Consider the following 14,173-nt stretch of genomic DNA (forward strand, 5'->3'; position numbering starts at 1 on the left):
TTCTGTGGTGGTAAGATGGACAAAGCTCATGAGGGTATCCTAATTATTGTGATTAATATCAGAATATCCTTATGAGTCCCTTTACGCAAAGATCTCTAGGTGTTGCATTTCATCCTTGAATTGGCGGAAGGAAGAGCTAAAAGTAATGCAGAAAATGATGGCTCAAGTGAATACTAAATTCGTTTGTAATGCCAATCTAACATCATTAAAAGCTTTAGAAGGAGACATAAGAAACCATCCTGAAATAAAGACAATTCATATTGAAGTAGATATGCAGTCTTATACTCCACGCATCGGTTTCCCCGTAGAAGCTACAAAGGTAATGGAAATAATTCATACTACGGAGAAAACTGTTGAAGAAGCTTCCTTACAGTTATCAGTTGATTTTTTAAGTGGCGCAATATGCTATGGGTATGGAGCAACGAGAATAATGGCTAATACTTCTTGGAGTGATGAATATTCCACAGATCATTCCATCACTTTGTTTTACGATAATGCTGCCTTAATGAATGCAGAAGAATGGTTATTGCAAACCGATCATGCTGTTAAATCTGCATCTGGGAAAACACGCATTTTTTTAAAAAAGAAATTTGATCGCATTGTTGAAATCTTAAAACAGATTTTGCCTGATATAAAAGATATTCGTATTACTCCAGTAGATGAAGACCGCTTATATCCAACAGCAGAATTTTTAACACCTTATGGATGGGTGCGTTTATTAAGCTTAGGATTAGGGTATCGCGCCACAATTGCTTGGATGGTGGACTTGGCGATTAAATTATTTAAGCGTTATCCTGATAGCGAAGATCCACTTGCTGAACCAGCAATTGTTTTAGTCGATGAAATTGATTTGCATATGCATCCAAAATGGCAAAGGGATATTATGCAATTTCTGACCAATCGCTTCCCAAATACGCAATTTATTGTTACTGCTCATAGTCCGCTAGTAGTGCAAGCCGCACAGGATGCCAATATTGTCTTATTACGACGAGAAGGCGATCGCGTAGTGATTGATAATAATCCAGAAATTATTGATAACTGGCGAGTCGATCAAGTCCTGACCAGTGTTTTTGAAATTCCATCAGCAAGACCGCCTCAAATTGAAAAATTGCTAGCTGAAAGACAAGAGATCCTCTCGAAACCAAAAATTTCTAAAGCGGATAAAGCAAAATTGAAGGAATTGGAAGAAAAAATTGGCGCTTTGCCAACTGCCGAAAATCCAGACGACATCAAAGCGATGGACATTATTCGTCGTGCTGCTAAGTTATTAGAAAAATCTGGCGCGGAGGTAACTGAGTGATTCGGATTCACAAACCCAAAACACCACCAGAAAAACTCGCTACAGATGGTAAACAAAAACGGCGATCGCATTGCATCTCATATTCTCGTGATCCCTCAGCCTACGAAACAGGGGCAAAAAAGTTTGAGTTTGATAGGAATATCTATGCCCATAAAACTGTCAAGCAAGCACTAATGGACGCACAACATCAAAAATGCTGTTTTTGCGAACGCCTCATTGGGACTGATGGCGATGTCGAACATTTTCGCCCGAAACAAGCCTATAAACAAGCAACTGGCGAATCTCTAAAATATCCAGCTTACTACTGGCTGGCTTATGAATGGGAAAACCTCTATCTTGCTTGTACTGGTTGCAACCAAAGACATAAACAAAACTTATTTCCATTACAAAATCCACTTGAGAGAGCTACTAACCACAAACAGAAAATTGAGCAGGAGCAACCCTTATTTATTGATTTTGGCAAAGAAAATCCTGAAGATTTTATCGGTTTCAGAGGCGTGATTGCTTATGCGATTGAAGGCAATCAGAGAGGGCAAATTACAATTGATTTACTAAAACTAAACAATCGGGCGCTACCAGAAGCAAGACTCGAAAAGCTGCAAGCATTAAGGGGATTAAATCAAGTTTTATTGTTAGCTAAGCAAAGACCGAATGACCAAGAATTTCAAGAATTGGCAAAGGAAGCCGAGGACATTCTAGAAAAAGCTATTTGGGATAGTGCAGAATTTGCGGCGGTAGCTCGTTGTGCAATTAAGGCGAAATTTCAGGAATCAGATTTAATTTAAGCCTTTAATTAGGATGGGTTAGCGATAGCGTAACGCATCCTACATTTAATTCCAACAACCTACCTTAATGCAATAAAAAAGCTAAGATGTTAGACTCTAAGTAAATTTTTTGTAGCTCTTGTAAATCAATAAAGGTCACGACATCAAGTTATGGATGCAGTTGCAGTAAAGCCCAGCGAAAGCAAACCTAGTGATATTAAACCTAGCGATATCCTGCGGCAAGCCGATACCGAAAAATTAGCGCGGATTCGCCACACATGCTCCCATGTGATGGCGATGGCAGTCCAAAAGTTATACCCCGATGCTAAGGTGACTATCGGCCCTGCAACTGAAAATGGCTTTTATTACGACTTCGATCGCAAAGAGCATTTTACTCCTAGTGATTTAAAAGCGATCGCCAAGGAAATGAAGCGGATCATCAAGTGGAATCAGCCCCTTGTGCGTCAGGAGTTGCCTCGTCCTGAGATGCTTGCGGAAATCGAAAAGCTTAACGAGCCTTACAAAATAGAGCTATTAGCCGCCATCCCCGAAGGGCAGAATATCAGCCGCTATTTTATTGGCGATCCTGAAAAGCTAGAAAAACAGCCTTGGTGGGACTTGTGTGCGGGACCTCACCTCGATGCTACTGGCGATATTCATCCCGAAGCCTTTGCTTTAGAAAGTATTGCAGGAGCCTACTGGCGCGGCGATGAAAAAAATCCGATGCTGCAACGTATTTACGGTACGGCATGGGAAAACCCTGAACAACTTCAGGCATATCATGCCATGCTCGAAGAAGCCAAACGTCGCGATCACCGCACCATTGGTAAAGATTTGCAACTATTCAGCATCCAAGAAGATGCTGGTGGTGGTTTGGTGTTCTGGCATCCGAAGGGCGCGATTATCCGCAACACCATCGAGACTTTCTGGAAAGATACCCACGTTCAAAATGGCTATGAATCGGTAACTACGCCTCACATGGCAAATTTAGACCTGTGGAAAGTTTCAGGACATAATGACTTCTATCGCGAAAGTATGTTTCAGCCGATGGAAGTGGAGCATCAGGTTTATCAGCTTAAGCCGATGAACTGTCCTTTCCATGTGTTGATTTACAAAGATACGCTGCATTCTTACAAGGAGTTCCCAATTCGCTATGCTGAGCTTGGCACAGTCTATCGTTATGAGCGCTCTGGAACCATGCATGGCTTAATGCGGGTGCGCGGCTTTACGCAAGACGACGCTCATATTTTCTGTACCGAAGAACAAATTGAGACGGAAATTATCGGTGTTCTCAATCTTGCGGAGTTAATTCTCTCCACCTTTGGTTTTGAAAATTACGAAATCAATCTTTCTACTCGTCCCGAAAAATATGTTGGTTCCGATGCCATCTGGGAAAAGTCCACTGAGGCGCTCAAACAAGCTCTCAATCATAAGGGCTGGAACTATGTTGTCGATGAGGGCGGTGGCGCATTTTATGGACCAAAAATTGATATCAAGATCGAAGATGCGATCGGTCGTCGTTGGCAATGTTCGACGATTCAGCTAGATTTCAATTTGCCCGATCGCTTCCAAATGGAATATGTCGGCGAAGATGGCGCAAGACATCAACCAATCATGATTCACCGTGCTTTATTTGGTTCGGTCGAGCGTTTTATCGGTGTGTTGATTGAGAGCTATGCTGGTGACTTTCCCCTCTGGCTTGCACCTGTTCAGGCTCGGTTAATCGCTGTATCTGACGGTCAAATTGCATATGCCGAGGAAGTCGTCACTAAGATGAAAGCAGCAGGTTTGCGCGTGCAGCTAGACCATAGTGGCGATCGCATGGCTAAGCAAATCCGCAAGGCTGAGATGGAGAAAGTCCCTGTGATGGCGGTAATTGGACCTAAAGAGGTTGAAGCAGGAACCTTGAGTATCCGTAGCCGCAAGCATGGTGAACTGGGTGCAATCTCGGTTGATGAAGTGATTAGTAAGATGCAAGCGGCAATTAGCGATCGCTCTTGGTTTTAGTGGAGAAATAATCTTAGAAGTCATTTAATTTAAGAGTTATTTGCTAATGTCTAAATCTCGAAGAGATCTCTCTTCAATTCTCTTTACAAAGAGAGGGAAGAATTTAATTCTTCCTTCTCTTTAGAGCGTGTTTGAGAAGTCTCTTATTTAGCGTAAATTTCTGCTTTTACCCCCCTTAATCCCCCCTTTACAAGGGGGGAAACTCAGATTCTCCCCCTTTACAAGCTAACGTGTACACACCAATATTTTAGCAAAAAGCAATTTTATTCAAGGAACAAGGAAAATATTTGTAGGGGTAGAGCATTTGCGCCAGTATCTCGCAACTTTCCACTACAATCTTCATTCGCAAATGCTCTACCCTCTTTGCTTTTATCGATCGCTTATCCCTGCGATTTGTGGATTGTCGGTGAGTGTTGGAGGTTAAGGGCAGAGCATTCCCAATTTGAGATGATTACAGAATTTATAGATTGTGGTGGGAATGCTCTGCCCCTACAAGAGGATCGGTGATGATAGGTAACAAATAACGCTGGAAGGCTGATTATGTCGTAGAAAGGGGATTATAACAAAAGCTTAATATTGGGATGTAATCTTTATCAGTTGAAGTTCACAAGTCTCCAAGACAGAGAAAAGTAAAACACATTTCATTCTACCCATTCCATCCATGTTTACAGAACTATTAAATCTCCAAATATTTAATGGAAAGCGTGATGGAAGAGTGTTTTGAATATTCTCAATGTCATTCCAGTTGTTTTTTTGTGGATTATACCAGCCTATTTCTGCTGCAAATTTTTTGAAGGCTTCCCAGTCGTATTGACCGATTTTACCGCCACACTTTATCCAGAGCTTCTTTTGAACGCTAAAGCCATACTTTCCACCACTATAATACACCCATAACTGGTCAATCGTCATCAAATCTTCACAAGGGAAATTTTGAATTGAAGTCTTCTCCAGCCATTTCTGAGTTCCTATGTCAAGTACCTTAGAAGCTAGGTCTATTGCTAATCCCAGCCATTCTCTATCTCTTCTAATTGCCACTTCCAACATAAGATTTCTCGTCAATTCATCCGCTTTAAACCATTCTTTGTCTTTGAGTAGCTTTTCGAGTCCGCGATAGTCAATTCCCTTTGCACTAAACAATCCTACAGAATTCCTCTTGACTTCCACGACTGGCGGTAGTGTTTTCTTGTCAATATACTCTCTCTTAAATTTGGTAGAAACAGAAGGCGGATACGCTGATGGCGCAGTTTGTTGTTTACTATCCTCTACACTAACTGTTGCTTTTGGTTGTGGACTTGCTGAAGATCGCTTATTGGCTAAACGTTCAAAAGCATTAATTGCTTGCAGATCAGTCCCTCCAGAAGCTACATTTACGCGCATCCACAATTGAAAAGCCAGATCAAAACTTTCCTCTGCTTCAGCGATTGCCGCATCCGATTTAAGCAAAGTAATATCCGTGAGATTGGCAAATTTCGGCAACAGAATATAATGCAACTTCGTTTCAGGCTCAATTTTGACATAAGGAGACTGCACATAATTTTTGTACCTTTTTGTCAACTGAGGCACACGCGCCTTCAAATAATTAGCAAAACGCTCCACCGTCGCACAATTCCCTTCACCCTGAATCCGCAATGCCTCCAACAACACATTTGTAAACGCCCCCTGCCCAATCTCATCAATCTCATAGGAAACCTGCGACGGACTGCAAGAAAAGAACGTAATTACACCCTGCTGCTTCTCCTCACCGATACCCATACCCGCATTCTTCGCGCCATCACTGCGACAAGCATCGATCAACATCACCACATTATCCGCCCCACTCCGCCGCAAGCGTTCCGTCACATCACTAATCGCAATCCCCAAAGCAGGCATAGTTCGAGGATTGCCATCACTAGGCAACAGATAATCGCGTCCCTCACAGGGCATCCCATGACCGCTAAAGTAAAACCACAGCGTATCCCCTGCCGATAGAAAGGAGTTGGCAAAGCGATCGCCTAAAAAAGACTTAAGCGTGCCATAGGTCGGCTGCGTCTTACGTCCCTGAGCATTGCGCGGCGAATCATCGGTAAAAAAGTACAGATCATCCTGACTAACGCCCAAATCCTGCTTGAAAAAATCACGCATCCTCTCAGCATCGCTTTTGGCATACTTCAGAGGCGAAATCTCATCATAATCATTGATTCCGACAATTACCGCGCAATTTCTCGCCATAGCTGACTACAAACTCTTTCTAAAAATGTGATTCAAGGAATAATACTTTCCAACTCATCCGCAATAAGCTCCTGTAGATCATCATCACAATGAGACTGCAAATGAATTATAGAAGCATTTAACTCTGCCAATACATCAACCTTTTGGCGATCGCTAATATTCGGTAATTGCAGTTGATGCACTAACATGATCACCCTCTGACATTCAACCCCTAACTCAGCAATCAAAGTATTAAGAGTCGGATTGGCGATCGCCACTGGATTAATAGATTTTTCATGATTTTTCTTGCCCATTATTTAGAAGGATCAATCCTTTTAAATTTTAACTCGATCGCCCCTTTGCCAGAGGTTTCGATACCAGTACCCAAGAGCTTAATTTCACCCTTACCCGAAATCTCCACAGCAAGCTTAATCTCATCCAGTTGCAACCCCGCTAGCGGATCGATTTGTTGTTGAGCCGTCGCAAAAACTCGACCAATAATCCTGACAAACTGAGACATTTGTACTGCCAAAGTCTCAGCCTTAACCCGACTAGCTTGTACTTCTTCACCCGATACCGTCGCCTTAGAAGGATTGTTATAAGGATTGAAATCGCGAGTTGGACTTTTTTGACCAGTTGGCTGTACTTCTTGGCGATCGCTAGCGGTTACGATCCACAGTTCCTCATCACCCCAATCTTGTTCCTGCATTTTTGCCTCTAGACTGCATATTTCTAGCAATTATGCATTATTTTCTCACATTTGATAAGTACTTCAGCGCAAAGCGCTCAAAACCAAACCCAGAGATTTTTGGAAAGTGTTGCTTCGCAACACTTTCCAAAAATCTCTGGGTTTGGCATTACCAAATTTCAGCAAGGCTCAAAACAAACTCAGGTAAGACATCTTCCCCAGAAAGAGAACTCGGATTTTGTAAAACTTCTTTAGGCTTCCCAATGCGATAAACTTCCACTTCTCGATCTTTGCGATTAATCAGCCAGCCTAGCCTTGCGCCATTGTCTTGATATTCCTGCATCTTCGCTTGCGTAACCTTTAAGTTATCACTAGGAGACATCAACTCAATTACAAAATCTGGACAAATTGGAGCAAATTTTGACTGTTGTTCGGCTGTTAAAGATTCCCAACGTTCTTTTAATATCCATGAAGCATCAGGAGAGCGATCACTACCCTTAGGAAGTTTAAATCCACCTGAAGAGTCAAAGACAATACCTAGCTTTGTACGTCGATTCCAAAATACGAGATCAGCGTTTAAATCAGAGTTGCGGGCGCTTGTTTCACTACCTGCGGGAGCCATGACTGTAATATCTCCTTGAGCATTCCGCTCGAATCTGAGGTCGCTATTTTTGCGGCAAAGTTGAAAGAACTGCTCATCGGTGAGATCGATTATAGAATCTAGGCTGATAGTTAAAGCGTTCATAATTACTTAGCAAATCTTGAGCCTTTATCCAATTTTATCATGAACAACAGGATGTGCAGCGAACTACCCATCCTAGCGAAGGATGGAGTGATTGACTGATCTTACGTGGATAGAATGCCTGCGATCATCTAAGTCTAGGGCTTGCTCTGTGGTGCAGCCCCTACAAAATCTAAATTATTGGGGTAGGGGCAATCCCCCCGTGGTTGCCCTGTCGTCCTAGCAGCAAGAGATTCAGCCTCTGAGTTCCATGTAACATCAGTGATTAAAGTAACGAATAAAGTAATTGGAAGATGAGGCGAAAGGCAGCCATCAGAGCGATCGCACTAAAACCAGCAACTCCACAATATTGAATAATATCTACCCATTGTGGTAAGTTCTGAAAAATAGTTTTTGCAAAGACTTGTCCTGCCCAAACTGCGGCGAAACTGATTAAGTTTACGAATACAAATAGATCTTTATTATCCAGAACAGAACTAATCCTCAGCAGAACAACACCCAGTAAGAAGGCTGCAAAAACAACTAAATTCGCAGGAGAGCCGATCGCCGTAATGCCAACGGTCGTACTTACTTGCCATAGCAACATCGCCTCAACACCCAACAAAAAAGCGGCAATAAATTGCGTAGGAATCGGCGCAGATAGTAACCAAGGTGTCTTTTGCGGTTTTGGAGATTTAGACAGAACTTTGGGGACTGATGGCGCATTAATCGCATTGGGCGAAGCGATCGGCACAGGAACTTGGATACTCGTTTGGTGGGTGGGCTTTACTGGTGTTGGTGCTGTCGCCGCTATTTTAGAACTGAGGGCTTGGATTACACTTGCCGCCGAGTTAAAGCGATCGCTAGGAGCCGTCTCTAACATTTTATGTAAAACACTATTCAAGCTGGGACTGAGCTTCACAAAGCGATCCCATTGCCATTTGTTGTAGCTCACATCAAATAATTCCTCTGGCTCTTTGCCCGTCAGCAAAAAGAGACAAGTCACCGCAAAGGCATAGAGATCCGTCGCAGGAAACACTGTATCGCCGCGCATTTGCTCAGGTGCGCCATAGCCGGGGGTAAAGATGCCTGTGGACTTTTGACCTTGGGCGGCTCCAGCCACTTGCTTAACTGCACCAAAATCCAACAAAAAATAAGTTTGATCAAGCTTGCGTACCATGATATTCGCAGGTTTGATATCACGGTGGATCGAGCCTTTTTCATGAATAAATGTCAAGACAGGTAACAGACTTTGCATAATTTCTAAGACATCTGCCTCTGCGATCGCCCCATGCTGCTCAACAATTTGCTCTAGGGTAAAGCCATCGACAAACTCTTGTACTAAATAAAAAAATTCATCCTGTCCTGACTGCACCTCAAAGTAGGCAAGCAAATCAGGAATTTGCGGATGTGTCCCCAAATCTTCTAAAACCGTAGCCTCGCGCTCAAACATTTGCTTGGCGATCACCATCTGCGAACTGGTCAACCCCACGGGTTGCAACAGCTTTACCACGCAGCGTTTCATCGCAGGTGTATAGCGATCCCGTGCCAAAAACGTTGCACCAAAACCACCTTGAGCGATCGGACGTTCGACGATATAGCGTCCACCAAGCAGTAAGGGCATTCCGCAAGCCGTACAGAATTTTTGCGTGATCGTTTTAAGTGTATTGCCACTATCAAGGTCAGCAAACGAATTTAAAGGCTTTGTACAATGGGGGCGTGTGCAGTAAATATCCACTGGCTAATCATTAAGTTTAGAGATTGACGGATCTTTTGAGATGCGCGGCGCTAAGCGCCAAGCGTCTCAAAAGATCACAAGTAAACATTTTTGGCATACTGTATTAGAGTCTACCTAAGTTTCTCCCTCCTGTACCCATGAGTTCCAATTTTTTGCATCATCTCAACCCTGCTCAACAAAAAGCAGCAAGCCATCTGCATGGTCCAATGCTGGTGGTCGCAGGCGCAGGCTCAGGGAAAACACGCACATTGACCTACCGCATCGCCAACTTAATGCTCAATCACGGTGTTGCGCCTGAGCAAATCCTTGCAGTGACTTTTACGAATAAAGCTGGCAAGGAAATGAATGAGCGAATTCAATCTTTGTTAACCCAAGAAGTCGCCCAAAGAGAATTAGGTAAGGCTTTAAGCGAAATTAGTGATTGGGAACAGGATAAGCTCCGTAAGAAAGTTTACAAGCAATATATCAATAGCTTTGCTCAAGATGGGCTATGGATGGGGACTTTCCATAGTATGTGCTGTCGGATTTTGCGCCTTGATATTGATAAGTATAAAGATCAAAATGGTAGAAGTTGGGCAAAAAATTTCTCAATTTTCGATGATTCTGATGCACAGTCCTTAGTCAAAGATATTGTCATTAATCAACTAAATTTAGATGAAAAGAAGTTTGAGCCTAAGTCGGTGCGCTTTGCGATCGGCAATGCCAAAAACAAAGGCTGGACTCCAGAGGAGTATGAGGCTCAAAGTGATGATTCATCTTTTCGGAAACGGGCGATCGCACAAGTCTATAACCTCTATCAAAATCAGCTAGCTACCAATAACGCCCTCGATTTTGATGATTTAATCTTTTTGCCAGTGCGTTTATTCCAACAAAATCCTGAAGTTCTCAAATATTGGCACGATCGCTTTAAACATATTCTCGTTGATGAATATCAAGATACCAATCGCACCCAATATGATTTGATTCGATTGCTTGCTACTAATGACAATAAACCAGCTTGGGAAAACCGCTCTATTTTTGTGGTTGGTGACGCGGATCAATCGATTTATAGCTTCCGTTCCGCCGACTTCACCATCTTGATGGAGTTTCAAGAAGCTTTTGGCGATCGCTTGCCCGATGCCCATACAGGCACAATGATCAAGCTAGAGGAAAACTATCGCTCCGTCGCCAATATTCTCGAAATCGCCAACCAACTGATCGACCATAACTCGCAGCGTATTGATAAAGTCCTGAAGGCAACTCGCCCTGATGGGGACTTGATCGAGTTATTCCGTGCCGATGATGAAGTTGATGAGGCGCAGTTTGTAATTGAACAGATTCGTCGCGTTAAGGCTAAGACTCCTAGCGCTAATCTTGGTCATTTTGCCATTCTCTATCGCACCAACGCTCAATCTCGCCCCTTTGAAGAAATGCTGGTGCGCTGGAATATTCCTTACAAAGTCGTGGGTGGTTTACGATTTTACGATCGCAAAGAAATCAAAGATGTTCTCTCCTATTTGCGGCTACTTTCTAACCCTGCTGATACCCTTGGTTTGATGCGAATTATCAATGTCCCCAAACGCAGCATCGGCAAGGCAACCCTCGACAAGCTCCAACAAGCTGCTCAAGAACTCAGCGTCCCGATCTGGGAAATCATCAGCGATGAAACTACGGTTAAAACTTTAGCAGGGCGATCGGCTAGAGGCGTTCTTTCCTTTGTGGAACTGATGCAAAAATGGCAAGCGAAAGTTGCGGTTACACCTGCGGCGGATATCATTCAAGGAATTCTTCAAGAATCGGGCTATGTCGATGAACTGAAAGCCCAGAGCAATGATGAAGCCAACGATCGCATTGCCAACTTGCAAGAACTGTATAACGCGGCAGTGCAATTTGCGGAAGAGAATGAAGATGCTTCCCTTGATGCGTTCTTAGCCAATGCAGCTCTAGCATCTAGTCTTGATGATAGTAGCGAGAACGCTGAGAAAGTCACCCTGATGACGCTCCATGCAGCTAAAGGTTTAGAATTTCCTGCGGTCTTCCTTGTTGGTTTAGAGCAAGGCTTGTTCCCTAGCTTCCGTTCCATTAATGATCCGATGGCTCTTGAAGAAGAACGTCGCCTCATGTATGTGGGCATTACTCGCGCCCAAGAGAAACTATTCCTCAGCCATGCCCAAGCCCGCCGTCTCTATGGCAACCGCGAATATGCAATTCCTTCCCAATTCCTAGCCGAATTACCGAAGGAATACTTGACAGGACATGGTATCGATAAATTTATCAGCAAGGCAAGTCAACGTGCTGAAGCCACCAGCGTTAAAGGTTCTCTCAGATCTGCGCCCCCTGTAAAGGTAAATGCTGTCAAACCGAAACCTCGTATTGATTGGCAAGTGGGCGATCGCGTGGTGCATGATAAGTTTGGCGAAGGTCAAGTCTCGAATTTATTAGGCACTGGCGACAAGATGTATCTAGCAGTTGCTTTCGCAGGTCAAGGCAAAAAAATCATCGATCCTAAAATTGCCCCAATTCAGAAAATATAGATGTAGCTTAGGCGGCTTACACTACATCTATATTTTCTGGTGTGAGATTGAGTCCTTTATAAATTTGGGCGATCGCGAAGGTGAGATTGATGCTCTTTAACTCGATTGTGTCACCTTCCTGATAGTTGCTGATTATCCATTCCCCATTATCTTTTTTGTGATAAAGGTCTATTTCTATACTGGTGGAACTAACTAATAAATAATCTATTAATACAGGATTGTTGCGATATAGTCTGAACTTTCCACCGCGATCGTAGGATTCGGTACTAGGTGATAAAACTTCAACGATTAGAGATGGATAGGTAATGTATTGAGTGGTAGTTTTGTCGCGATCGTCGCAGGTGACACTGACATCAGGATAAGTGTATTTTTCGGATTTAGCTATTTTAATCCGCAAGTCTGAATTGCCTACTTCACAAGCACTACCTTCTAGATGATTGGAAAACAAAGTAGTGAACCGAACCGCAATTAAGCTATGGTTTCTACTGCCACCACTCATGGCATAGACTTCACCTTCTATATATTCGTGCTTGTGTAGTTGCTTTTCTTCCCAAGCAAAGTATTCCTGCGGAGTGAATTGAGGGAAGTTGTCTCTAACTGCAATCATATTTTTTAGGAATAACAGATTTTCTATATTTTAAGCGATCGTATCCACATCTCCATATCCCCAAAATTAGGACGTTAATATACTTGACACACCAAAGCGCTAAGCCCTCACCCCTAGGCGCTCTCCCATAGGAGCTATGGTGTACACACAAGTCATCAGATATAGCATGGGTTACTAATGATCCCCCCCAGCCCCCCTTAAAAAGGGGGGAGAATTTTCTTCTTCCCCCTTTTTAAGGGGGGCTGGGGGGGCTAAACCCTCAAACGTAGACAGAGAGACTTGTGTGTACACGGTAGCCCACAGGAGAGGGGAACGAGATCGCTCGTTTTAATTTTGCACATAGCAAAAGGCGATCGCCTTTTGCTATTGAGGCACATATGAGTTATCCTAGACAAGCTGTTAAAAAACACACGCTTGAGGTTTCGGGTGTTTAGAGTTACTTGTTAACTCCTAAATTCCATCTCAGGCGCAAGGATAAACCCGAACACAGGAGAAAACTTAAATGGGAGTCGTAACCCTAGCCCAATTGCTAGAGTCGGGCGTTCACTTCGGACATCAAACCCGTCGTTGGAACCCCAAGATGGAGCCTTACATCTTCACCGAGCGTAATGGCGTTCATATTATTGACCTTGTGCAAACCGCACAATATCTTGAAGAAGCCTATGCTTATTTGCGTCAAGCTTCCGAGCAAGGCAAAAAAGTATTGTTCGTTGGAACCAAGCGTCAAGCTGCTGGTCTGATTGCTCAAGAAGCAGCCCGTTGCGGTAGCTACTACATCAACCAACGCTGGTTGGGTGGAATGCTCACCAACTGGACAACCATCAAAACCCGTGTTGATCGCCTTAAGGATCTCGAACGTCGCGACGAAAGCGGCGCACTCGATCGCCTTCCTAAGAAGGAAGCATCCACCCTTCGCCGCGAAATGGAAAAGCTACGTAAGTACCTTGGCGGCATTAAGCTCATGCGTAAGCCACCCGATATCGTAATCGTGGTTGACCACAAGCGTGAGTACAATGCTGTCCAAGAATGCCAAAAGTTGAAGATTCCCATTGTGTCTTTGCTTGATACCAACTGCGATCCCGATAGCGTTGACATTGGGATTCCCGCAAACGATGACGCAATTCGCTCGATCAAGTTGATCGTTGGCAAGCTTGCTGATGCAATCTACGAAGGTCGTCATGGCGATATCGAAGATATCGAGTATGAAGTTTCTGCCGAAGATGCTGAAGCTTATGTCGAAGATGAAGCGATCATCACAGGCGATGAAGAAGAAGTTGCTTAAAGCTTCTCAACAATAAAAAAGGGGGCGCTTCGCGCCCCCTTTTTTATTGGCATTAATAAACTTCATCGTGACTACCAATATCAACTAAAACTATCGTCTCATTTTGGACTAGAAAAACACAAATAATGCGGTATTCATAGGTCAGACTACAGGCATAAAATTCGCTAAGATCGCCTTTTAACTTATGTGTTTTTAGTGATGGATCAAATGGAGAAGTTTTAAGCTTTTCTAAAACTTCTCTGAGATCTTGCACCATTCAAGAAAAGGGGTTGCAGAAAGAGCAAAAATGTGAAAAAAAGGGCGTAGTAGTAAATTAAATAACGATCATGGAAAGCATCGTTAAGCACGCCCAAGGGCTAGTTTATA

General features: G+C 43.4%; 12 protein-coding genes. 5 read left to right on the forward strand and 7 right to left on the reverse strand.

Annotated features, from left to right (window positions below; translation table 11 throughout):
* The first annotated feature begins 145 nt into the window (after positions 1 to 145).
* The 3 genes from VB775_RS09825 (at position 146) to thrS (ending at position 4,071) form a co-directional block, all read left to right on the forward strand.
* Positions 146 to 1,300 (forward strand): AAA family ATPase, encoded by a 1,155-nt coding sequence (locus VB775_RS09825; RefSeq protein ID WP_281005936.1) that lies wholly within the window; start codon positions 146 to 148, stop codon positions 1,298 to 1,300.
* Entirely contained in the window at positions 1,297 to 2,085 is a 789-nt protein-coding gene (locus VB775_RS09830; protein WP_281005935.1) for a hypothetical protein, read from the forward strand. The genes VB775_RS09825 and VB775_RS09830 overlap by 4 nt, the downstream gene beginning before the upstream one ends.
* 150 nt (positions 2,086 to 2,235) lie before the next feature.
* Complete coding sequence (thrS, locus tag VB775_RS09835) at positions 2,236 to 4,071, forward strand: threonine--tRNA ligase (protein ID WP_281005934.1); 1,836 nt, start codon at positions 2,236 to 2,238, stop codon at positions 4,069 to 4,071.
* Positions 4,072 to 4,641: 570 nt separating this feature from the next.
* On the opposite strand, the gene VB775_RS09840 is transcribed toward thrS, so the two are convergent.
* The 5 genes from VB775_RS09840 to VB775_RS09860 all read right to left on the reverse strand — a co-directional run bounded on the left by VB775_RS09840 (position 4,642) and on the right by VB775_RS09860 (position 9,405).
* Positions 4,642 to 6,279 (reverse strand): GUN4 domain-containing protein, encoded by a 1,638-nt coding sequence (locus VB775_RS09840; protein ID WP_281005933.1) that lies wholly within the window; start codon positions 6,277 to 6,279, stop codon positions 4,642 to 4,644.
* 32 nt (positions 6,280 to 6,311) lie between these two features.
* A complete protein-coding gene (locus VB775_RS09845; RefSeq protein WP_281005932.1) occupies positions 6,312 to 6,572 on the reverse strand; it encodes a hypothetical protein in 261 nt (86 codons plus the stop codon).
* On the reverse strand, positions 6,572 to 6,967 hold the full coding sequence (locus VB775_RS09850) for a hypothetical protein (protein ID WP_281005931.1): 396 nt from the start codon (positions 6,965 to 6,967) through the stop codon (positions 6,572 to 6,574). Before VB775_RS09850 ends, VB775_RS09845 begins: the two co-directional genes overlap by 1 nt.
* A 148-nt stretch (positions 6,968 to 7,115) precedes the next feature.
* Positions 7,116 to 7,691 carry a Uma2 family endonuclease gene (locus tag VB775_RS09855; RefSeq protein WP_281005930.1) on the reverse strand — a complete coding sequence of 192 codons (576 nt, stop codon included), beginning with the start codon at positions 7,689 to 7,691 and terminating at the stop codon, positions 7,116 to 7,118.
* A gap of 262 nt (positions 7,692 to 7,953) precedes the next feature.
* Entirely contained in the window at positions 7,954 to 9,405 is a 1,452-nt protein-coding gene (locus tag VB775_RS09860; protein ID WP_323216751.1) for a serine/threonine-protein kinase, read from the reverse strand.
* A 137-nt stretch (positions 9,406 to 9,542) separates the two neighbouring features.
* Between VB775_RS09860 and pcrA the strand changes: the two genes are divergently transcribed.
* Complete coding sequence (pcrA, locus tag VB775_RS09865; protein ID WP_281005928.1) at positions 9,543 to 11,918, forward strand: DNA helicase PcrA; 2,376 nt, start codon at positions 9,543 to 9,545, stop codon at positions 11,916 to 11,918.
* Positions 11,919 to 11,934: 16 nt separating this feature from the next.
* On the opposite strand, the gene VB775_RS09870 is transcribed toward pcrA, so the two are convergent.
* Positions 11,935 to 12,525, reverse strand: a complete 591-nt coding sequence (locus tag VB775_RS09870; RefSeq protein ID WP_281005927.1) for a Uma2 family endonuclease — start codon at positions 12,523 to 12,525, stop codon at positions 11,935 to 11,937.
* A gap of 502 nt (positions 12,526 to 13,027) precedes the next feature.
* On the opposite strand from VB775_RS09870, the gene rpsB reads away from it, so the two are divergent.
* Entirely contained in the window at positions 13,028 to 13,807 is a 780-nt protein-coding gene (rpsB, locus tag VB775_RS09875; RefSeq protein ID WP_094533816.1) for a 30S ribosomal protein S2, read from the forward strand.
* Between the two features lie 52 nt (positions 13,808 to 13,859).
* On the opposite strand, the gene VB775_RS09880 is transcribed toward rpsB, so the two are convergent.
* Positions 13,860 to 14,063, reverse strand: a complete 204-nt coding sequence (locus tag VB775_RS09880) for a type II toxin-antitoxin system YafQ family toxin (protein WP_281005926.1) — start codon at positions 14,061 to 14,063, stop codon at positions 13,860 to 13,862.
* Between the last annotated feature and the right edge of the window lie 110 nt (positions 14,064 to 14,173).

This window comes from Pseudanabaena sp. CCNP1317, assembly GCF_034931345.1.
Classification (GTDB): domain Bacteria; phylum Cyanobacteriota; class Cyanobacteriia; order Pseudanabaenales; family Pseudanabaenaceae; genus Pseudanabaena; species Pseudanabaena galeata.